The organism is Pseudomonas sp. SBB6, assembly GCF_024213215.1.
GTDB lineage: Bacteria > Pseudomonadota > Gammaproteobacteria > Pseudomonadales > Pseudomonadaceae > Aquipseudomonas > Aquipseudomonas donghuensis.
Window position 1 is genome coordinate 65,089 of the sequence record NZ_JANAVH010000004.1, and the last position, 20,165, is coordinate 85,253.

At 63.1% G+C, this 20,165-nt stretch carries 18 protein-coding genes; 14 read left to right on the forward strand and 4 right to left on the reverse strand.

The window, feature by feature from the left end; all coding sequences use genetic code 11:
• The first annotated feature begins 16 nt into the window (after positions 1-16).
• Positions 17-1,225, forward strand: coding sequence for a response regulator (locus tag NLX68_RS09135; RefSeq protein ID WP_254283739.1), 1,209 nt, complete (start codon positions 17-19; stop codon positions 1,223-1,225).
• Positions 1,226-1,325: 100 nt separating this feature from the next.
• Here the strand turns inward: NLX68_RS09135 and NLX68_RS09140 are convergent, their stop codons facing one another.
• Both NLX68_RS09140 and desA read right to left on the reverse strand, forming a co-directional pair.
• Positions 1,326-2,315, reverse strand: a complete 990-nt coding sequence (locus NLX68_RS09140) for a sensor domain-containing diguanylate cyclase (RefSeq protein WP_254283740.1) — start codon at positions 2,313-2,315, stop codon at positions 1,326-1,328.
• Positions 2,316-2,450: 135 nt separating this feature from the next.
• Positions 2,451-3,635 carry a delta-9 fatty acid desaturase DesA gene (gene desA / locus NLX68_RS09145; RefSeq protein WP_010222095.1) on the reverse strand — a complete coding sequence of 395 codons (1,185 nt, stop codon included), beginning with the start codon at positions 3,633-3,635 and terminating at the stop codon, positions 2,451-2,453.
• A gap of 150 nt (positions 3,636-3,785) precedes the next feature.
• On the opposite strand from desA, the gene dibA reads away from it, so the two are divergent.
• The 6 genes from dibA to NLX68_RS09175 all read left to right on the forward strand — a co-directional run bounded on the left by dibA (position 3,786) and on the right by NLX68_RS09175 (position 9,853).
• On the forward strand, positions 3,786-5,681 hold the full coding sequence (dibA, locus tag NLX68_RS09150) for a phosphodiesterase DibA (protein ID WP_254283741.1): 1,896 nt from the start codon (positions 3,786-3,788) through the stop codon (positions 5,679-5,681).
• A 147-nt stretch (positions 5,682-5,828) separates the two neighbouring features.
• Positions 5,829-6,011: a sulfur starvation response protein OscA gene (oscA, locus tag NLX68_RS09155; protein WP_007941032.1), complete on the forward strand. Its 183-nt coding sequence runs from the start codon at positions 5,829-5,831 to the stop codon at positions 6,009-6,011.
• Between the two features lie 47 nt (positions 6,012-6,058).
• Positions 6,059-7,066, forward strand: coding sequence for a sulfate ABC transporter substrate-binding protein (locus tag NLX68_RS09160; RefSeq protein WP_254283742.1), 1,008 nt, complete (start codon positions 6,059-6,061; stop codon positions 7,064-7,066).
• Positions 7,067-7,154: 88 nt separating this feature from the next.
• Positions 7,155-7,973, forward strand: coding sequence for a sulfate ABC transporter permease subunit CysT (cysT, locus tag NLX68_RS09165; RefSeq protein ID WP_254283743.1), 819 nt, complete (start codon positions 7,155-7,157; stop codon positions 7,971-7,973).
• Between the two features lie 14 nt (positions 7,974-7,987).
• Positions 7,988-8,860, forward strand: a complete 873-nt coding sequence (cysW, locus tag NLX68_RS09170; RefSeq protein WP_010222099.1) for a sulfate ABC transporter permease subunit CysW — start codon at positions 7,988-7,990, stop codon at positions 8,858-8,860.
• A 3-nt stretch (positions 8,861-8,863) separates the two neighbouring features.
• Positions 8,864-9,853 (forward strand): sulfate/molybdate ABC transporter ATP-binding protein, encoded by a 990-nt coding sequence (locus NLX68_RS09175; RefSeq protein WP_010222100.1) that lies wholly within the window; start codon positions 8,864-8,866, stop codon positions 9,851-9,853.
• A gap of 124 nt (positions 9,854-9,977) precedes the next feature.
• Here NLX68_RS09175 and NLX68_RS09180 read toward each other — a convergent pair whose 3' ends face one another.
• Entirely contained in the window at positions 9,978-11,585 is a 1,608-nt protein-coding gene (locus NLX68_RS09180) for an alkaline phosphatase family protein (RefSeq protein ID WP_254283744.1), read from the reverse strand.
• A gap of 100 nt (positions 11,586-11,685) precedes the next feature.
• Positions 11,686-12,636: a LysR family transcriptional regulator gene (locus NLX68_RS09185; RefSeq protein ID WP_254283745.1), complete on the reverse strand. Its 951-nt coding sequence runs from the start codon at positions 12,634-12,636 to the stop codon at positions 11,686-11,688.
• Between the two features lie 144 nt (positions 12,637-12,780).
• Here NLX68_RS09185 and NLX68_RS09190 point away from each other — a divergent pair, with 144 nt between their 5' ends.
• The 7 genes from NLX68_RS09190 to NLX68_RS09220 all read left to right on the forward strand — a co-directional run bounded on the left by NLX68_RS09190 (position 12,781) and on the right by NLX68_RS09220 (position 20,096).
• Positions 12,781-15,123 (forward strand): TonB-dependent receptor, encoded by a 2,343-nt coding sequence (locus NLX68_RS09190; protein WP_254283746.1) that lies wholly within the window; start codon positions 12,781-12,783, stop codon positions 15,121-15,123.
• A 247-nt stretch (positions 15,124-15,370) separates the two neighbouring features.
• Entirely contained in the window at positions 15,371-16,171 is an 801-nt protein-coding gene (locus tag NLX68_RS09195; RefSeq protein WP_254283747.1) for an energy transducer TonB, read from the forward strand.
• A 28-nt stretch (positions 16,172-16,199) separates the two neighbouring features.
• A complete protein-coding gene (locus NLX68_RS09200; RefSeq protein WP_254283748.1) occupies positions 16,200-16,928 on the forward strand; it encodes a MotA/TolQ/ExbB proton channel family protein in 729 nt (242 codons plus the stop codon).
• A gap of 1 nt (position 16,929) precedes the next feature.
• The gene (locus NLX68_RS09205) at positions 16,930-17,331 is read left to right on the forward strand and encodes a biopolymer transporter ExbD (protein ID WP_254283749.1); all 402 of its coding nucleotides are present in this window, start codon (positions 16,930-16,932) and stop codon (positions 17,329-17,331) included.
• Positions 17,332-17,541: 210 nt separating this feature from the next.
• Complete coding sequence (locus tag NLX68_RS09210) at positions 17,542-18,123, forward strand: alpha/beta hydrolase (RefSeq protein ID WP_254283750.1); 582 nt, start codon at positions 17,542-17,544, stop codon at positions 18,121-18,123.
• Positions 18,124-18,192: 69 nt separating this feature from the next.
• On the forward strand, positions 18,193-19,134 hold the full coding sequence (locus tag NLX68_RS09215; RefSeq protein ID WP_254283751.1) for a sigma 54-interacting transcriptional regulator: 942 nt from the start codon (positions 18,193-18,195) through the stop codon (positions 19,132-19,134).
• A 176-nt stretch (positions 19,135-19,310) separates the two neighbouring features.
• Positions 19,311-20,096 carry a MetQ/NlpA family ABC transporter substrate-binding protein gene (locus NLX68_RS09220; RefSeq protein ID WP_254283752.1) on the forward strand — a complete coding sequence of 262 codons (786 nt, stop codon included), beginning with the start codon at positions 19,311-19,313 and terminating at the stop codon, positions 20,094-20,096.
• Positions 20,097-20,165: the final 69 nt, after the last annotated feature.

Here is a 20,165-nt window from a genome sequence, read left to right on the forward strand (position 1 = left end):
ATCGGGAGAGTTGTGTATGAGTGTTGTAGAGCCCGCCCAGGTACCGTGCGTGCTGCTTGCCGAAGGTGATCCCTGGGTACGGGACATGCTGAGCCAGATGCTCCTCAGTGTGCGCTGCGATGCGCGCCTGCAGGTGTGCGCCGATGGCTCGCAAGCGCTGGCGGCGCTGGCCAGCAAGCCGGACCTGATCATCGCCTCACGCGAGCTGCCCGGCGGCGATGGCCTCGACCTGCTGCGCAACGTGCGTGCCAAGGGCCGCCAGCCGGTATTGCCGTTCATTCTCATGAGCAACCGCAGTGACGCCGCCAGTGTGCGCGAAGTGCTGCCGTTCGCGCCGACCGCTTACCTGAGCAAGCCGCTGAACATGGACGCCCTGCGCCAGCGCCTGGAAGACTTGTTGCTCAGCGCCGGGGAGGAGGTCGCTTGCCCGGTACCGCCGTTGCAGCCAGGCGCGACTTTGCCGCGCTTTCTGCAAGGGCGCCGCGCCACCTCCGATGGCGGCCCGTTGTTCGCTGATGTGAAGTTGGCAATCAAGCGCAGCCTGCAGCCCCAGGGCTTGGACCTCAAGGTACTGGAAGCCGAGATCCGCAACGATCCACAGGTCACCGCCGTGCTGATCGCCGCTGCCAACAGCGCTGCGCTGCATCGCGACGGTGCGGTGCAGAGCCTGATGCAGGCGCTGAACAAGCTGGGTACGACCCAGAGCATGAACCTGATTCTGGGGCTGGCGCTCAAGCGTAGCGCCAAGCTCAGCGATCCAATCCTGTCGCGCCATGCCGAACACTTCTGGGGCTTGTCGCTGCACACTGCCGAATACGCGCGGACCCTGGCGCGCATGCTCGAGCTCGACCAGGAGCGCTGCTATTGCGCCGGCTTGCTGCATTGCCTGGGCGATCTGGCGCTGCTGCGGTGTTTGCAGGAGTGGCAGCAGGCCGGGGGTGAGCTGGATGAGGATTCGGTGGAGTTGTCGCTCAACGAGTTTGGTGCGGCGTTCGGCTCGGCGCTGCGTACCCGCTGGCGGCTACCGCTGGAGCTGCGTGAACTGATTGCGGCGATCTACCAGTTGGGCGGCGGGGTGTATTCGCGCGATGCACTGGTGATGAATCTGGCCGGGCAGTTGGCGCGCTTGCCGGCGGATCAGGGGTTGGAAGGCTTGGCTGAAAGCAAGACGGCGCGCTTGCTCAAGGTGGGGATGGCGGAGCTGGGCAGGTTGCGCAAGGTTTGAGATTTTGGGGCCGCTTTGCGGCCCAATCGCTGGCAAGGCCAGCTCCCACAGGGTTTGCATGCCCCGGCCCTTGTGGGAGCTGGCTTGCCAGCGATGCTGTTCAGCCTCTTACAATCTGATTCTTGCCCTGGCGCTTGGCCTGGTACATCGCCGCATCCGCCCGGGCAAACAGGCTGTCCAGCGACTCGTCCGCTTCGGTGATCCCGGTCAGGCCCTGGCTCACCGTCACCCCGAATACCTTGTCGTCATGGCTGAAGCTCAAGCGCTGGATCTCGCGCTGCAGGCGCTCGGCGATATGCTGGGCAATTTCCGGCGTGCAGCCCGGAAACACCGCGGCGAACTCCTCGCCACCAATGCGCCCGAACTGGTCGCCACGGCGCAGCACCGCCTTGCCGGTATCAGCGATGCGCTGTAGCACATAGTCGCCTTCCTGGTGGCCGTAGGTGTCGTTGATCTGCTTGAAGTCATCGATATCGAGCAGCAGGAACGCTAACGGCGCCTGCTCCAGTCGTGCGGTTTCGAAGGCATGCTGGGCGCACTCGAAGAAGTGCCGGCGGTTGCTGCTCTGGGTCAGTACGTCGGTGGTCGCCAGGCGCTGCAGCTCGCCTTCGAGCTGCTTCTTTTCGGTGATGTCCTCGGCCATGCCGACAATGATCACCCGCTGGTCCGGCATGGCCTGTTGGCTGATGAAGCATTTGTCGCTGATCCAGCGCACCTGACCGTCGGCGGCGATGATGCGGTACTCGCGATCCTCCACTGCGCCTTTTTCCAGCACTTGCGCCAGGCTCCGTTCGGCGTAGTCCAGGTCATCGGGGTAGATGCTGTCGCGCCATTCGTTGAAGTCGGCCAGCAACAGGCCGGCCGGGCGGCCAAAAATGCGTTCGTAGGCGGGGCTGACGTAGAGCACCTGGCGGCTTTCCCAGTCGAATGCCCAGAGCACCGCGTTGACGCTGTCGAGCAATGAACTGAACAACTGCTCGCGCTCGCTCAGGCGCGCGACTTCGCCTTGGGCATGCATCAGGGCCAGAAGGGTTTGGGCGGCTTCAGGTGGCGGGTTGCAGGCCAGGGTTGTTGGAGTGTTCTTGACCATTTGCGCGGAAATTCTCACGACTGGGGCGTGCGGCCACGACCCGGCCCGCCACGCGGGCGATATGCCTGTCAGAGTGAGATTCGGCGGCTAAGTTCCGGTCGGCGCGCCACTAAGCCGGCGCGCCGATCAACGGCATCAGGCCAGGGCAGGGCGCAGCGAGTAGGTCTTGAGCTGGGCGGCGAAGTCGCGCAGCGACTGGATACCGCTGGCCTCGGCTTCGTGTACCCAGTCTTTCATGGCCGCGAGCATGTCGTGGCCGTTGGCGCTGGTGCGCGCCCAGATCTGTTGCAGGGCCAGGCGCTTCTCGTAGATGGTTTTCAGTGCCTGGCTGTGCTCGAGCATGGTCTGGATGCGCAGGTGATGACGGTCTTCCAGCAGGCTGGTTTCCCGCGACAGCAAACGCTTGGCACGGCGGAACTGGTGGCGGACCGAATCGTCGACCCGCGCCAGCTCCTGCTGGACCAGTGGCGCGATCACCAGCTTGCGGTACTGGGCCATGATCTGGAAGCGGTTGTTGAGGATCGCCATGGCGGTGTCCATGTCCAGCTGGCCCTTGCCTTCGACCCGGTGGGCGATAGGCGCGACGCGCTGCACCTTGGCCAGGCGCAGCCAGCAGAACAGCTTGATCCAGGCCCAGCCCATGTCGAACTCCCAGCGCTTGACCGACAGCTTGGCCGAGTTGGGGTAGGTGTGGTGATTGTTGTGCAGCTCTTCACCGCCAATGATGATGCCCCAGGGCACCAGGTTGGTGGCGGCGTCGCGGCACTCGAAGTTGCGATAGCCGACCGCATGGCCCAGGCCGTTGACCACGCCGGCAGCCCAGAATGGAATCCACATCATCTGCACGGCCCAGATGGTGATGCCGGCGGTGCCGAACAGCAGCAGGTCGATCACCGCCATCAGGGCGATGCCGCCGAGCTTGTAGCGGCTGTAGAGGTTGCGTTCGATCCAGTCTTCCGGGCAGTTCTTGCCGTAGATGCGCAGGGTTTCCGGGTTCTGTGCCTCTTCGCGGTACAGCTCGGCGCCCTTGCGCAGCACCGTCGACAGGCCCTTGATGACCGGGCTGTGCGGGTCGTCGACGGTTTCGCATTTGGCGTGGTGCTTGCGGTGGATGGCGGTCCACTCGCGGGTGTTCTGCGCCGTGGTCAGCCACAGCCAGAAACGGAAAAAGTGCTTGAGCCCGGCGTTGAGTTCCAGCGAGCGGTGGGCGGAATAACGGTGCAGGTAAACGGTAACGCTGACGATGGTCACATGCGTCATTACCAGGGTAACTGCCAGCAATTGCCACACTGACAAGTTGAGCAAACCTTCGTACCACATAGGCGAAATGGCCCTCAAAAACATAGGGAACAGCGGGAAACATTATCCCTGCGCCAGCAAATAAAACCAGTCGGCCTTTTAGATAGGAGGTCACCGGATGTTTCTACCCTATAATCCCCCACAAATTTTTGTGGGTTTGCCCGGGACCTTATGTCTGCTTCCATTCGAGACGCCATGCGCATGGCGGCGCTCTACCTTGTGCTATCGGTACTGTGGCTGGCACTGTCTGATCAATTATTGAACAGTCTTTTCGATGCGCCTGAGCAAATCGGCCGCTGGCAGCTGATCAGCGCGCATTTCTGGGTGTTGTGCAGTGCCCTGCTGATTTTTGTCTCGCGCGCCCGCCTGCTCAATTTCATCGGCGTCGGTGTGCGCTTGCGCCGTGAAGACCGCGAGCGTCTGCGCATGGCTGCCGCGGTGTTCGACAGCACCCTGGAAGGGGTGCTGGTCACCGACCGCGATGGCCTGATCGTGCACGTGAATCGGGCATTCATGCAGATCACCGGTTACGACAAGGACGAAGTGCTTGGCCAGCGCCCGAGCAAGTTCAAGTCCGGCCGCCATGTTGCCGCGTTCTACCAGCAGATTTACGCCACCCTGGGGCAAAAGGGCGAGTGGAGCGGCGAGATCTGGAACCGGCGCAAAAGCGGCGAGGTGTATCCGCAATGGCAGACGATTTGCGCCATCCGCGATGACAGCGGCGAGTTGAGCCATTACGTCGCGGTGTTCAGCGACATCAGCGCGATCAAGCATTCCGAGCGCGAGCTGGCGTATCTGGCCCATCACGACCCGCTCACCGACCTGCCCAACCGCCTGCTGTTCAACGACCGCACCGCGCAGGCACTGGCTGCGGCCCAGACCAACAAGCGCGGTTGCGCCTTGCTGCTGCTCGACCTGGACCACTTCCAGAGCATCAACGACAGCCTTGGCCACAACATTGGCGACCAGTTGCTCAAGGTGGTCGGTGAGCGCTTGCGCTCGCTCCTGGGCAACGGTGTGACCCTGGCCCGCCTGGGCGGTGACGAGTTCGCCGTGCTGGCCGAAAACTGCTCGCAGGTCGGCCAGGCCGCAGCCTTGGCGCAGAGCATCATCGATGGCATGAAAGCGCCATTCGAGGTCGATAGCCAGCGCTTGTTCATCAGCGTCAGCATCGGCATCAGCCTGTTCCCCAGCGACGCCCTGAGCGCCGAGCAGTTGCTGCGCAATGCCGACTCTGCGCTGTTCAAGGCCAAGAGCAGCGGCCGTGCCGGTTATGCGCTGTACACCGAAGAGCTGACCGCTCACGCCCAGCAGCGGGTCGAGACCGCTGGCGAGCTACGCCGGGCCTTGGAGCAGGAAGAGCTGCGGGTCTATTACCAGCCGGTACATGACCTGTGCAGCGGCAAGATGATCGGTGTCGAGGCGCTGGTGCGCTGGCAGCATCCGCAGCGCGGGCTGGTGCCGCCCGGGGAGTTCATCCCGATTGCCGAACGCACTGGGCTGATTGCCGATATCGACACCTGGGTGTTGCGTCAGGCCTGCCTGCAGAGGGTGCAATGGCAGGCCGAGGGGCGGGCGCTGGAATTTGTTGCAGTGAATATCTCCAGCCGCCTGTTTGGCCATCGTGACCTTTATCAGCAAGTGGCGCAGGTGCTGCACGACACGGCGCTGGACCCGGCGTTGCTGGAGCTGGAGGTTACCGAAAGCGCGGTGATGGACGACCCTGAAGTAGCCCTTGAGCAATTGCATCGGCTGCGTGAGTTGGGCTTGCGCCTGGCCATCGATGACTTTGGCACCGGCTATTCGTCGTTGCTGCGGCTCAAGCGCCTGCCGGTGCAGAAGCTCAAGATCGACCAGGGTTTTGTCGCCGGCTTGCCCTGTGATGAAGACGATGTGGCGATTGTGCGGGTGATTATCGCCCTGGCCCGGAGCATGGGCATGCTGGTGCATGCCGAGGGCATCGAGCAGGCCGAGCAGGCGCGCTTTCTGCTGGAGCAACAGTGTCAGCTGGGCCAGGGCTACTGGTTCGGGCGGCCGGTGCCGGCGCAGCAATTGCGCTGGGCCTGAGGGTCCCGCGAAACTCTATTTCAGTTATATAAAAATTCTTAAATAGTATTTTTAAGAATATTCGCGTCCCTCTAAGATTGCCCTCAAGCCAGGCGCAGTCGCTCCCCTTCACGCACTGCACGGCACCCATATCACAGGAGCACGAGCATGAGCGCATCTCTGCGTAGCGTTGACGGTCAGGACGAAGCCACCATTCTGCGCGAAATCCAGAGCGCCCTGCGTGACCTGCGGTTTGGCGCGGTGGAAATCACCGTGCACAACGCCCAGGTCGTGCAGATCGAACGCAAGGAAAAGTTCCGCCTGCAGAACCCCGGCAACAAGCCCAGCTGATTATCGCGCCACCTAATTAGAAAAATACGCCAATCGGGAGCTTCACCATGTCCATCCGCCGTTATGCCCTGGCCGCCCTCGCCAGCGCCGTTTTTGCCGGTTCCGCAATCGCCAAGGACTACGAACTGCTGAACGTGTCCTATGATCCGACCCGCGAGTTGTATCAGCAGTACAACGCCGAGTTCGTCAAGCACTGGCAGCAGGCTCACCCGGACGACAAGGTGAAGATCCAGCAGTCCCACGGTGGTTCGGGCAAGCAGGCCCGTGCCGTAATCGACGGCCTGCGCGCCGACGTGGTGACCCTGGCCCTGGCCGGCGACATCGACGAAGTGGCCAAGCTCGGCAAGACCCTGCCGGACAACTGGCAGACCCGCCTGCCGGAGGCCAGCACCCCCTACACCTCGACCATCGTGTTCCTGGTGCGCAAGGGCAACCCGAAAGGCATCAAGGACTGGGGCGACCTGATCAAGAAAGACGTCTCGGTCATCACGCCGAACCCGAAAACGTCCGGCGGTGCCCGCTGGAACTTCCTTGCTGCCTGGGCCTACGGTCTGAAAAGCGGTGGCAGCGAAGCCAAGGCCCAGGCATACGTGAAAGAGCTGTTCAAGCACGTACCGGTACTGGACACCGGCGCCCGTGGCTCGACCATCACCTTCGTCAACAACGGTCAGGGTGACGTGTTGCTGGCCTGGGAAAACGAAGCCTTCCTGGCCCTCAAGGAAGACGGTGGCGCCGACAAGTTCGAGATCGTCGTGCCGTCGCTGTCGATCCTTGCCGAGCCGCCCGTGGCGGTAGTCGACAAGAACGCGCAGAAGAAGGGCAACGAGCAGATCGCCGAGGCGTACCTCAAGCACCTGTACAGCCCGGCCGGGCAGAAGATTGCCGCCGAGAACTTCTACCGCCCGCGTGACCCGAAAGTTGCTGCCGAATACGCCAAGCAGTTCCCTAAACTGGACCTGGTGACTATCGACAAAGACTTCGGTGGCTGGAAGACTGCCCAACCCAAGTTCTTCAACGATGGTGGCGTGTTCGACCAGATCTACACGGCGCAGTGATGCAATGCCCGTCAGGATAATCGCCGTTCAGTAGCCAGCATGGGCCCGGGATTCGTCCCGGGCTTCGTGCGTTCAACCAGGGACCTTTATGTCACGTCGTATTTCCCCCGTCATACCCGGCTTCGGGCTGACGCTGGGCTACACCTTGGTGTACCTCAGCCTGATTGTGCTGATACCGCTGGCCGCCATGTTCATACATGCCGCCCAGCTCACCTGGGAGCAGTTCTGGGCCATCGTCACCGCACCGCGAGTGCTCGCGGCGCTCAAGCTGAGCTTCGGCACGGCCCTCTACGCTGCCATCATCAACGGTATTATCGGTACCCTGCTGGCCTGGGTGCTGGTGCGCTATACCTTCCCCGGGCGCAAGATCATCGATGCCATGATCGACCTGCCGTTCGCCCTGCCCACGGCAGTGGCCGGTATCGCCTTGACCGCGCTGTACGCACCGGCCGGTCTGGTCGGCCAGTTCGCCACCGACCTGGGTTTCAAGATCGCTTACACCCCGCTGGGTATCACCCTGGCGCTGACCTTCGTGACCCTGCCGTTCGTGGTGCGCACGGTGCAGCCGGTGCTGGCCGACATCCCCCGTGAAGTCGAAGAGGCCGCCGCCTGCCTGGGTGCCAAGCCGCTGCAGGTGTTTCGCTATGTGCTGGCGCCGGCACTGTTGCCGGCGTGGTTGACCGGCTTTGCCCTGGCCTTTGCCCGGGGCGTTGGCGAGTACGGTTCGGTGATCTTCATTGCCGGCAACATGCCGATGAAGACCGAGATCCTGCCGCTGCTGATCATGGTCAAGCTCGACCAGTACGATTATACCGGTGCCACCGCCATCGGCGTGTTGATGCTGGTGGTTTCCTTCATCCTGTTGCTGCTGATCAACCTGCTGCAGCGGCGCATCGAAACCCCTTGAAGGAGGCCACGTCCATGTCTGCGACTTCTATTGGTGCGGCCGCTTCGGCCAACGCCGCCCGCCGTGGCAGTGCCACTTCACGGCGTATCCTGATCAGCCTTGGCTGGTTGATCTTTGCCCTGTTCCTGCTGCTGCCGCTGGTGATCGTGGTGTCCCAGGGCCTGAAAATGGGCCTGGGGACGTTCTTCGAGGCGATCTTCGAGCCCGACGCCTTGTCGGCGCTGAAGCTGACCCTGATCGCCGTGGCCATCTCGGTGCCGCTGAACCTGGTGTTCGGGGTCAGCGCCGCCTGGTGCGTGAGCAAGTACACCTTCCGTGGCAAGAGCATCCTGGTCACCCTTATCGACCTGCCCTTTTCGGTGTCGCCGGTGATCGCAGGCCTGGTCTACGTGCTGATGTTCGGTGCCCAGGGCTTGTTCGGGCCGTGGCTGCAGGATCACGACATCCAGATCGTCTTCGCCTTGCCGGGCATTGTTCTGGCGACCATCTTTGTCACCGTGCCGTTCGTGGCCCGTGAACTGATCCCGCTGATGCAGGAGCAGGGCACCCAGGAAGAGGAGGCCGCGCGCCTGCTCGGTGCCAACGGCTGGCAAATGTTCTGGCACGTGACCCTGCCCAACATCAAATGGGGCCTGATCTACGGCGTGGTGCTGTGTACCGCGCGGGCGATGGGTGAGTTTGGTGCGGTGTCGGTGGTGTCCGGGCACATTCGCGGGGTGACCAACACCTTGCCGCTGCACGTCGAGATCCTCTACAACGAATACAACCACGTTGCGGCCTTCAGCGTCGCCAGCCTGTTGCTGATCCTGGCGCTCTTCATCCTGCTGCTCAAGCAGTGGAGCGAGTCCCGTATTAACCGTCTGCGCCATAACGCGGCGGAGGAATAATTCATGTCGATCGAAGTTCGTAACGTCAGCAAGCGCTTCAACGCTTTCCAGGCACTGGACAGCATCAACCTGGATATCCACAGCGGCGAGCTGGTGGCCTTGCTCGGCCCGTCTGGCTGCGGCAAGACCACCCTGCTGCGGATCATTGCCGGGCTGGAAACCCCCGACCAGGGCAGCATCGTCTTCCACGGCGAAGACGTCTCCGGCCACGACGTGCGTGATCGCAACGTCGGTTTCGTGTTCCAGCACTACGCGCTGTTCCGCCACATGAGCGTGTTCGACAACGTCGCCTTCGGCTTGCGCATGAAGCCCAAGGGCGAGCGCCCGAGCGAGAGCAAGATTGCCGAGAAGGTCCACGAGCTGCTGAACATGGTCCAGCTCGACTGGCTCAGCGACCGTTACCCGGAACAGTTGTCTGGCGGCCAGCGCCAGCGTATTGCCCTGGCCCGCGCCCTGGCGGTGGAGCCCAAGGTGCTGCTGCTCGACGAGCCGTTCGGTGCGCTGGATGCCAAGGTGCGTAAAGAGCTGCGCCGCTGGTTGGCGCGCCTGCACGAGGACATCAACCTGACGTCGGTGTTCGTCACCCATGACCAGGAAGAAGCCATGGAAGTTGCTGACCGTATCGTGGTGATGAACAAGGGCGTGATCGAGCAGATCGGCTCGCCGGGCGAGGTCTACGAGAACCCGGCCAGCGACTTCGTTTATCACTTCCTCGGCGACTCCAACCGCCTGCACCTGAGTGAAGGCCACCACGTGTTGTTCCGCCCGCATGAAGTGTCGCTGTCGCGTCACGAGATCGAGGGCCACCACCCGGCCGAAGTGCGCGATATCCGCCCGCTGGGGGCGACTACCCGGGTGACCTTGAAGGTCGAAGGGCAGAGCGAGCTGATCGAGGCCGAGGTGGTCAAGGACCATGACAGCCTGAGTGGCTTGGCGCGCGGTGAGACCTTGTTCTTCAAGCCCAAGGTCTGGCAGAAAGTGGCCAATATCTGATCATGAGCCGGGGCTGCGTTGCAGCCCATCGCCGGCAAGGCCGGCTCCCACACAAGTCAGCATCACACTGACCACTGTGGGAGCCGGCCTTGCTGGCGATGGGGCGCGCAGCGGCCCCTGATCCTCACCACACCCCAATCTTCACCACACTCTCCTCCCGCAGTTCGCCATAGCGAAACCACTGCCCACGCCGCTCGATTTCGGCATGGCTGATGGTGGTCCGCCGCTTCAAGCCCCTGAGCCATTCGAACAAGTAGCCCTGGTGCGTCTCGCGCACATCCGCATAGGCCGGATCCGCGCCCAGGTCGTGCAATTCCTGCGGGTCATTGAGCAGGTCGAACAGCTGCGCGCGAAAGCCGTCATAGGCCAGGTACTTCCAGCGCTCGCTGCGCACCATGGTCATCCGGCAACGATCGATCGGCTGGCCCAGGCGCTCGCGGGCCGGTGCCTGGAAGGCATAGTCGTACTCGGCGATGGCGTAGTGACGCCAATCGCTGGCGCTGCCATGCAGTAGCGGAATCAGCGAGCGCCCCTCCAGCCGATGCTCCGCACCCGGCAGCCCCAGCGCTTCGAGAAAGGTCGGCAGCGCATCGATGGTTTCCACCAAGCGCTCATCCACCGTGCCCCGGCTGACATCGGCCGCCGCGCGCGGATCACGCACGATCAACGGCACACCCACCGCAGGCTCGAGCAAAAACTCCTTTTCGCCCAAGCCGTGGTCACCGAGGAAATCACCGTGATCGCTGGTGAACACGATCAGCGTGTCATCCCAACGGCCATTGCTTTGCAGCACATCGAACAGGCGCCCGAGCTGGTCATCGATCTGTTTGATCAGGCCCATGTAGGTGGGGATCACTTTCAGGCGCACCGCTTCGCGAGAGAAGTTGAGGCTTTCCTGGTGCTGGCGGAACGCGGCATACACGGGATGATCGTTCTCTTGGCGTATGGGTATCGCCGCCTGCACCTGGCTGGCGTTGTACAGCGCGTGGTAAGGCGCCGGGGCGATGTAGGGCCAGTGCGGCTTGATATAAGACAGGTGCAGGCACCAGGGCTGCTCGCCCTGGGCCTGGATGAAATCGATGGCGCGGTCGGTGCTGTAGACCGTCTCCGAGTGTTGTTCGGGCAGGCGCGTGGGCCGGTCGGCGTTGCGCATGTGCCAGCCGCTGAGGATGTCGCCGTCGTCGCCCTCGGCGGCATTGGCCCAGCTGTGCCAGGGGTTGTCGCCGGTAAAGCCATGTTCGCGCAGGTAGCGGGTGTAGGGCGCGCTTTCGCGTTTGTCGGCGAACAGCGGATCGTCGGGGAATATCCCGTCGTGGCGGGCAACAGGCTCGAAACCCACCTCGTTGAGGTGTTCGGCCATGCGCCCGAGCGGGTCGATCGCCAGTTGTTGCAGGGCGTCCTGATTTGGCGTGGCGTGGGTCTTGCCCACCAGCGCGGTGCGGATCCCGGCCGGGCGCAGGTAATCACCCAGGGTCAGTTCATCCAGCGGCAGCGGCACGGCGTTCCAGGCGACCTGGTGGCTGCTGACATAGCGCCCGGTGTAGGCCGACATGCGCGACGGCCCGCAGATGGTGCCCTGGGTATAGGCGCGGCTGAAGCGCACCCCGGCGGCGGCCAGGCGGTCGATGTTCGGCGTGTGCAGGTGGCGGTGGCCGTAGCACGAGAGGTAATCGCGACGCAGTTGGTCGCACATGATGTACAGCACGTTGCGCACGGCAGTGGGGTGGGGCATGGCAGTCACCTGAGCGAATTTCAGCTGACTGTTTTCGCCGCCCGGGGCGCGCATCACAAGCGCATTTGGCGAATGCTGGCGATGCGTGCCGCGCAATGGCTCAGATCGCCAGCTGCTCCAGGTTGCAGGCGTCCAGGGCGCGGTCGGCCCGATCGGTGAGGATGATCTGCTCGATCATTGCCTCGGCCAGCGGCGACAGGCGCAGGCGTGCCTGGCTGACGATGCCATAGCGGGTGTAGAGCTCCTCGCAGTCGTCGCCCAGGCCGTCGATGTTCAGCCGTACCAGCTTGCCATTAGCGTTGTGCAGGGCGTCGCTGTACGAACCGCAGATACCGATCGCATCGGAGTTGAGCACGACGCCAAGCAGGCTGTAACTGTTCTCGCACTCGACGTTGGCGACGAAATCCGGGCGACCGCTCAGGTCGGCGATCACCTTGCGCAGGTTTGGCGGACGCAAGGTGACGGCCAGTGGGTACTGCAACAGCTGCTCGGCGCTGACGCCGGGCAGTGCTGCCAGCGGATGCCCGGCACGGCAGCAGAAGTGCCAGCGCCGTGGGCGCAAGCGCAGGGTCTGGTACTGCGGATCGGCTTCGAAGTGGCGGGTGTCGGCAACGAAGAATTCGAACTCCTCGGCCAGCAGGCGCTTGTTCAGGCTCTGCCAGTCATCGACCTGAAACTGCACCCGTGCCTTGGGGTAGCGGCCGATGAAGCCGCCAATCGCTCGCGGTACCAGGCCCGCTGCGGGCGCCGGGCCGCAGCCGAAACGCAGCTCGCCCGCCTCCAGGCCATTGAACTGGCTGATTTCGTTGCTCAGCTGGCGCGCGCCACCGACCAGCCGCCGCGCGTGTTCGAGCACCACCAGGCCTTGCTTGGTCGGCGGCAGCTCCTTGTGCGAGCGGTCCACCAACTGGCAACCGGCACTGTGTTCCAGGGCCTGAATGCTGCGGCTGAAGGCCGATTGCGAGAGGTTCACCGCTGTCGCCGCGGCGACGAAGCTGCGGTGTTCGGCAAGGGCGATCAGGTGGCGGAGTTGGCGCAGGTCTATATGCATTTTTCACATAAAAAGTATCGGGCAAATGCATTTGCTCTGCCTCTGGTGCACTCCTTATAAAGGCAATCTCTTATGCAGTAAACGTATGTCGAATCATAAATAAATAACTTAAAGGAATATAAATTCCTTTGCCAGGAGCCGCCCATGAGCCCGACCTTTCGCGCTGCACCCTTGTCTTCACGGCGGCTCCAGCGCCTGCCCCTGGCCTTGCTGCTGGCCGGCAGCGCCCACTGGTTGCCGGCCCAGGCTGCAGAAACGGCAAAGCCCGAGGCCAAGGCCAGTGACAGTCAGCTCAAGACCGTCACCGTGACCGCCCGGCGCCGTGAAGAGAGCGCCCAGGACGTACCGACACCGATCAGCGTGCTCGACGGCCAGGCCCTGGAAAGCCAGCGGGTGTATCGCATTCAGGACCTGCAGCAACTGGTGCCCAGCGTCAACGTTGCCTACATGCATGCGCGCCAGTCCAGCGTGTCGATTCGTGGCCTGGGCAACAACCCGGCCAGCGACGGCCTGGAAGGCAGCGTCGGCCTGTACCTGGACAACGTCTACCTCGGCCGCCCGGGCATGGCGGTGTTTGACCTCATGGACATCGAGCAACTGGAAGTGCTGCGTGGCCCGCAAGGCACCCTGTTCGGCAAGAACACCACCGCCGGGGTGATCAACATCAGCACTCGCGCGCCAAGCTTTACCCCCGAGCGCAGCATCGAAACCTCGGTGGGCGAGGACGGTTACTTCCAGACCAAGGGCACGCTGTCCGGCCCCTTGAGCGAAACCCTGGCCGGGCGTATTTCGGCCTATCGCACCCGCAACGACGGCGACATCAAGAACGAGTTCAACGGCCACACCCTCAACGGCGGTTCGCGCCAGGGCTTTCGCGGGCAGTTGCTGTACAAGCCCAACGAGCAGTTCAACCTACGCTGGATCGGCGACTACAACGAAGAGGATTCCAGCGCCGGCACTCGCCTGCTGTACAGCACCGGGCCGACCATCAATGGCGTCAACCGCTATGAAGCGCGGGCCCGGGCCGCCGGGGCGACGTTGGTCGACGGCAGCAAGCGCAAGGTCAACCTCGATGACGATCAGCAGGTCACGGTGTTCCAGGGCGGCACGTCACTGGAAGCCAACTGGACCCTGGCCAACGACTTCACCCTGACCTCGGTGAGCTCCTACCGCTGGTGGGACTTCACCCCGCGCAACGACGATGGCCTCAATGTGCCGGCGGCCTACAACGCCGGGGTGTCGGTGCGCGATAAGCAATACTCGCAGGAGTTTCGCCTGGCCTCACCCAGCGGTGGCTTCTTTGACTATGTCATCGGTGCCTATTACTTCGGCTCGGATCTGGATAACAAATCCTTTGTTCATTACGGGCCCCAGGCCGATATTTGGAACGGCACGCCGGCCGGCGCATTGGCCAACGTCAGCAGTGTCGGCAAGGGCCATATCGAGACCGACAGTTTTGCCTTGTTCGCCCAGGGCACCTGGCACCTCAGCGAGCGCCTGGACTTCACCGCCGGGGTGCGCGGCACCTACGAAGAGAAAAGCGCCTGGGTCGATCGCGCCGCGCCTGTCGGTGGTGCCGCTGTGGCAGGCGCTGCGGCAACCGCGCGCCAGGGCCGGGTTGGCGCCTATGATTCGGGCGACCTCAATCAGTACAGCGCCAGCCCTTCGGGCTTGCTCAACCTGAGTTATCGCTTCACCGATGACCTGCTCGGCTACGCCACCTTGTCCCACGGCGAGAAGTCCGGTGGCGTCAACCTGGCGGTGGGCACTGCGCCGGTGGCTGGCGCCGACTCGCTGTTGATCGGCACCGAGCGTGCCAACAATGCCGAGCTGGGCGTGAAGAGCACCCTTTGGGACCGTCGCCTGCAGCTCAACGCCAATCTGTTCTGGACCGAAGTGCACGGCTACCAGACCAACGCCTACGACGACGCCAACCGCGTGCAGTACCTGACCAACGCCGGCTCCGTCCGCTCACGCGGGGTGGAGCTGGAAAGCACGTTGATCCCGGTGCGCGGCCTGACCCTGAACCTCAACGGCTCCTACAACGACGTTCGGTACCTGTCCTACAAGGACGCCCCGTGCGCGCCAGAAGTCGCCCTGCAACCGGGGGCCCCTGCGGCCTGCGACTTGAGCGGCCACCAGGTGGTCGGTGCATCGAAATGGATCGCCAACGCCAACGGCCAGTACCAGTGGGACCTGGACAACGGCCTGCAGCCATACGTCACCGCCAGCTACGCGTTCCGCTCCAAGGCGGTGGGCACGGTCGAAGATTCGGACTTTGCGCAGATCCCCAGCTATGCCGTGGTCAACCTGTCCACCGGCCTGCGTGGCGACCTCGGCCAGGGCCAGTGGGATGTCTCGCTGTGGCTGAAGAACGCCTTCGACAAGACCTACTACACCACCCTCTGGAGCGCAGCCAACGGCGGCTATGAAGGCCTGCTGGGCACCCCGAGAACCTTGGGTGTCACCGGCCGCTACGACTTCTGACACAGCGTTTTGCCATGCCTTTGCCGAATATTTTTCATGCACTGCAGGCATGGCGTTTCAGGCGCTTGGCGCCAGCCCTTGAAGGGCGCGGCTTAGAGTGGTTCGGTCGTTTTGCATATGTGTTTTTGTTCTATTCATAACTTTAAAAATTACTTTAAGACATAAGCGGCAGAAGTTGATGATCCACCCCAGCGAAGGCAATTGACCTGCCTTCGATGAAACGCACTCACGTCCCAGGAGTTGATCAATGGGTAATGTCCAGACCGCCGCCAGTGCTCACGATGTGCTTTGGCGCCAGACGCCGAGCGGCGAGCTGGTCGACCTCGGTCGCCCGCTGCGGTTGCCGCTGGCGCAGTTGCGCCTGCAAAGCACGCCGAAAAGCGCACTGAGCCGTCGGGAGAAGATTCTGCTCGGGGTGTTTGCCCTGGCCTTGCACGGAGCGGTGGCCTACTGGGTCAGCCAGGCGCCGCCCCCGGTGTTGCCGGTAGTACCGCCCCAAATTCCGCCGATGACCATCGAGTTTTCGCAACCGGCGCCCCCGGCTGTCGAGCCGCCACCGCCACCACCGCCGGCAGTGGTTGAGCCGCCGTCCCCGGTGGTCGATGAACTGGCCGCCAAGCCTGCGCCGAAACCGGTCCCCAAGCCCAAGCCGAAACCCGTGCCCAAGCCGGTACCCAAACCTGCGCCGAAGGCTGTCGAGCAACCGCCGGCACCGCCACAACTGTCAGCACCGCCAGCGCCTCCCGCACCAGCAGCGCCCGTCCCGGTGACGCCGGCTTCGGCCAACGCCGGGTACCTGAAGAACCCGGCGCCGGAATACCCGTCGCTGGCCCAGCGGCGCGGGTGGGAAGGCACGGTGTTGTTGCGGGTGCAGGTACTGGCCAGCGGCAAGCCGGGTGACATCCAGATTCAGAAAAGCAGTGGCCGCCAGCAACTCGACGACGCCGCCCTGGCGGCGGTCAAGCGCTGGAGCTTCGTCCCGGCCAAGCAGGGCGACGTGGCCCAGGACGGCTGGGTCAGCGTACCCATCGACTTCAAGATCCGCTAATTCGCGCTAACAGAAGAGAGTATTGATCATGACTGTATTGGCATCCCCCCTCGAATCCATCGAAAGCGCGGTGATCTGGCTGCTGGTGGGCTTCTCCGTCGTCACCTGGGGTCTGGCCCTGGTCAAGGGCGTGCAGTTCGTGCGCCTGAAGAACCAGGACAAACGTTTCCACAAACAATTCTGGGCTGCCTCAAGCCTGGATTCAGCCGCCGAACTCAGCCATGCGCAACCTGGCGCCGCCGCCCGTGTCGCCCAGGCCGGTTACGCCGCCATTGCCATTGGTGAACCCGGCCAGCAGGCCAGCGACCTGAGCCAGGCGATCAACCATCAGGACCGCCTCGAACGTGCCCTGCGCCAGCAAATCGTGCGGGAGCGCCGTTCGCTGGAAACCGGCCTGGCGGTAGTCGCCAGTATCGGCAGCACCTCGCCCTTCATCGGCCTGTTCGGCACCGTCTGGGGGATCATGGAAGCCCTCAAGGGCATCAGCGCCGCAGGCTCGGCGAGCCTGGAAACCGTAGCCGGGCCGATCGGTGCGGCGCTGGTCGCCACCGGTGTGGGTATCGCTGTCGCGGTGCCGGCGGTGTTGGTCTACAACTACTTCCTGCGCCGCTTGAAGCTGACCGCTGCCGACCTCGATGACTTTGCCCACGATTTCTACAGCCTGGCGCAGAAGAGCGCGTTCCGGGTGCTGGTGCACCCCACCGCCTACAAGGCCGTCGCCGGCCAGAACACCCAGAAAGTGAAGGAGGCGTCCTGATATGGCCTTCTCGACCCAGGACAGTGATGAAGTACTCAGCGAGATCAACGTAACGCCGCTGGTGGATGTGATGCTGGTGCTGCTGGTGGTGTTCATCGTCACCGCGCCACTGCTGACCAACGCCATTCCCATCAACCTGCCCAAGACCGAGGCCGTGGCCCCGGTGGAGCAGAAGGACCCGCTGGTGGTCAGCATCGACGGTGGCGGCAAGCTGTTCATCAACAAGGACGAAATCCAGCCGGATCTGCTGGAAATCAACCTGCAGGCGGCCAAGGCCAAGGACCCGGAGCTGCGCGTGCAGCTGCAGGCCGACGATGGCGTGAACTATGGGGAAGTGGCGCGGGCCATGGCCTCGATCGAACGTGCGGGTATCACCAAGCTGTCGGTGATCACCGCCCGCTGAGCAACATCTCTCAGGCAATGCTTCAGGGGCCAGTCCTTCGGCAGGGGGTGGCCCCTTTTTTTATGGCCCCTGTAGGAGCGGGCTTGCCCCGCGATGAGGCCAGTCCTCAACCAATATTTAGTTATTAATAAATAGCTTCTTATTCCTTTACGAATATAACCACCCCCCTATACTTGGCCTCATGCACGCAAACGCAGCAGGAGGAGCCCCATGCGCAACGAGTCGATCCGTTACCTGATTGTGCCGGGCTGGCAAGGTTCGCCAGACGATCATTGGCAAACCCACTGGCAGCAGGTGCTGCCCAACAGCGCCCGGGTCGAACAAGCCGACTGGTTGGCCCCGCAGCGCCAGGACTGGGTGGCCGCACTCGAGCATGCCGTGGCTGCGGATGAATCGCCGGTGATCCTTATCGCCCACAGCCTGGGGTGCATCACTGTTGCCCATTGGGCGGCGCAAGCCAGCGCGACCCTGTTGCGCCGCGTACGGGGTGCCTTGCTGGTGGCCCCGGCGGATGTCGAACGCCCGACTTGTGCACCAGCCCTGCGTAACTTCGCACCGATTCCGCAACTGCTGCTGCCATTTCCCAGCCAGGTGGTCAGCTCTGATAACGACCCGGCCGTGAGCGCCCCGCGGGCCATGCAGTTGGCCCGTGCCTGGGGCGCCGAGACCGGCTTTCTGGCCGGTGCCGGGCATATCAACGTCAAGTCCGGGCACCGTCGCTGGGAGCAGGGTTTCGCTTACCTGTATCGCCTGCAGAACCGCTTGGAACAGCACGCCCTACGCCGCGCCTGACCTTCCGGCGCTGACCCTTCGCCTTGATTCGAACGCCCGGCCGGAAAGCGCCAAGGGCGGGAGTTTGCCATGAGTAATCACGACACCTTCGGCCAGCCTTTGCTGACGTTTCCCGAACTGGACAAGAGCCCGTTGAGCATCCGCGCCAAAGCGCTGGTGTTCGTCGACCCGCGCTCGCGGCAACTGCGCGAGGAGCTCGAGCTGCTCGCGCCCTTGGCCCTGCCGGTGCTGATCCGCGGCGAGACCGGAACCGGCAAGGAGCTACTGGCCCGGCAGATTCATCGCGCCAGTGATCGCGGCGGGCTATTTGTTTCGGTCAATTGCGCGGCGATCAGCCCGACCTATGCCGACGCCGAGCTGTTCGGTTACAGCGCCGGTGCCCACAGCGGTGCGGCCAGCAGTCGGGCGGGCTGGTTTGGTTCGGCCAACGGCGGCACCCTGTACCTGGACGAAATCGCCGACTTACCGCTGCCGATCCAGACCAAGCTGCTCTCGGCGCTGGAGAACCGCGAAGTCACCCGCGTCGGTGCCCAGCAACCGAACCCGGTGGACGTGCGCCTGGTCGCCGCGTCGAGCATTGACCTGGCGGAGGCGGTGAGTGCCGGCAAGTTCCATGAGCGCCTTTATCATTACCTGCGCGAAGGCCAGCTGGAGCTGCCGGCCTTGCGCGAACGGGTCGGCGATATCCTGCCGCTGGCCGAGTATTTCGTCGGCATCTACAGCCCGCGCCTGAACCTGCCGGTGCCCTTGATCAGCGAAGCGGCGCAGCGGCTGCTCGAGTTGCACAGCTGGCCGGGCAATACCCGCGAACTTGAGAACGTCATTCACTTTGCCCTGCTGGTCAGCAGCGGTGAAGAAATTCTCCCCCAGCACCTGAACCTGCCGACACCGTTGAGCGCTCTGGCCCGTCAGCTGGAGCAGTTGCTGAGCCTTGGCGAGCCGGGTGAACGCAGTGCGCTGCAACAACTGCTGGAAGCGGTCCTGTTGCGCCTGGCGCAACCAGGCGCCTGAGCCCATGCAAGAGGTGCATGACGGTGTCTGTTAAAAATGGAATAAGCAGCTAAATAAAAGATATTGTTCTGGCATAAAAAATCTAGGTATTGTCCGCCTCAAGCCAGCTAGCAACGTACTGGCAACCCTCACCTTCGCCGTCGCCCGATGGCCGTGTATTCGAATAAGGACTGCGCATGAAAAAGGCTCTGTTGTTGACTGCTCTGGCGGCCGCTCTGTCGGTTGCAGGTTTTGCCCAGGCGGGCGAGAAGCTGGTAGTTGCCGCTACCCCGGTACCGCACGCGGAAATCCTCGAGCTGATCAAGCCGACCCTGGCCAAGGAAGGTGTGGACCTGGAGATCAAGGTCTTCACCGACTACGTGCAGCCTAACGTGCAGGTCGACCAGAAGCGTCTGGACGCCAACTACTTCCAGACCCTGCCGTACCTGAAGAACTTCAACGAAGGCAAAGGCACCCACCTGGAAACCGTGATCGGCGTGCACGTCGAACCGTTCGGCGGCTACTCGAAGAAGGTCAAGAGCCTGAGCGAGCTGAAGGACGGCGCTACCGTTGCCATCCCTAACGAAGGCAGCAACAGCGGTCGTGCCCTGCTGCTGTTGCAGAAGGCTGGCCTGATCACCCTGAAAGACCCGAAGAACGCCCTGGCGACCCCGAAAGACATCGCCCAGAACCCGAAGAAACTGAAATTCCGCGAGCTTGAGTCGGCCATGCTGCCGCGTGTGCTGGATCAGGTCGACCTGGACATGATCAACACCAACTACGCCCTGGAAGCCGGCCTGAACCCGGCCAAGGACGCCCTGGTGATCGAAGGTGCCGATTCGCCGTACGTGAACTTCCTGGTCGCCCGTCCGGACAACAAGGACAGCGACGCCATCCAGAAACTGGCCAAGGCCCTGACCAGCCCTGAAGTGAAGACCTTCATCGAGAAGAAGTACAGCGGCGCGGTACTGCCGGCGTTCTAAGAGGCTACACACACATCCTGTGGGAGCGGGCTTGCCCCGCGATGCGATCTACCAGTCACATCGCATCGC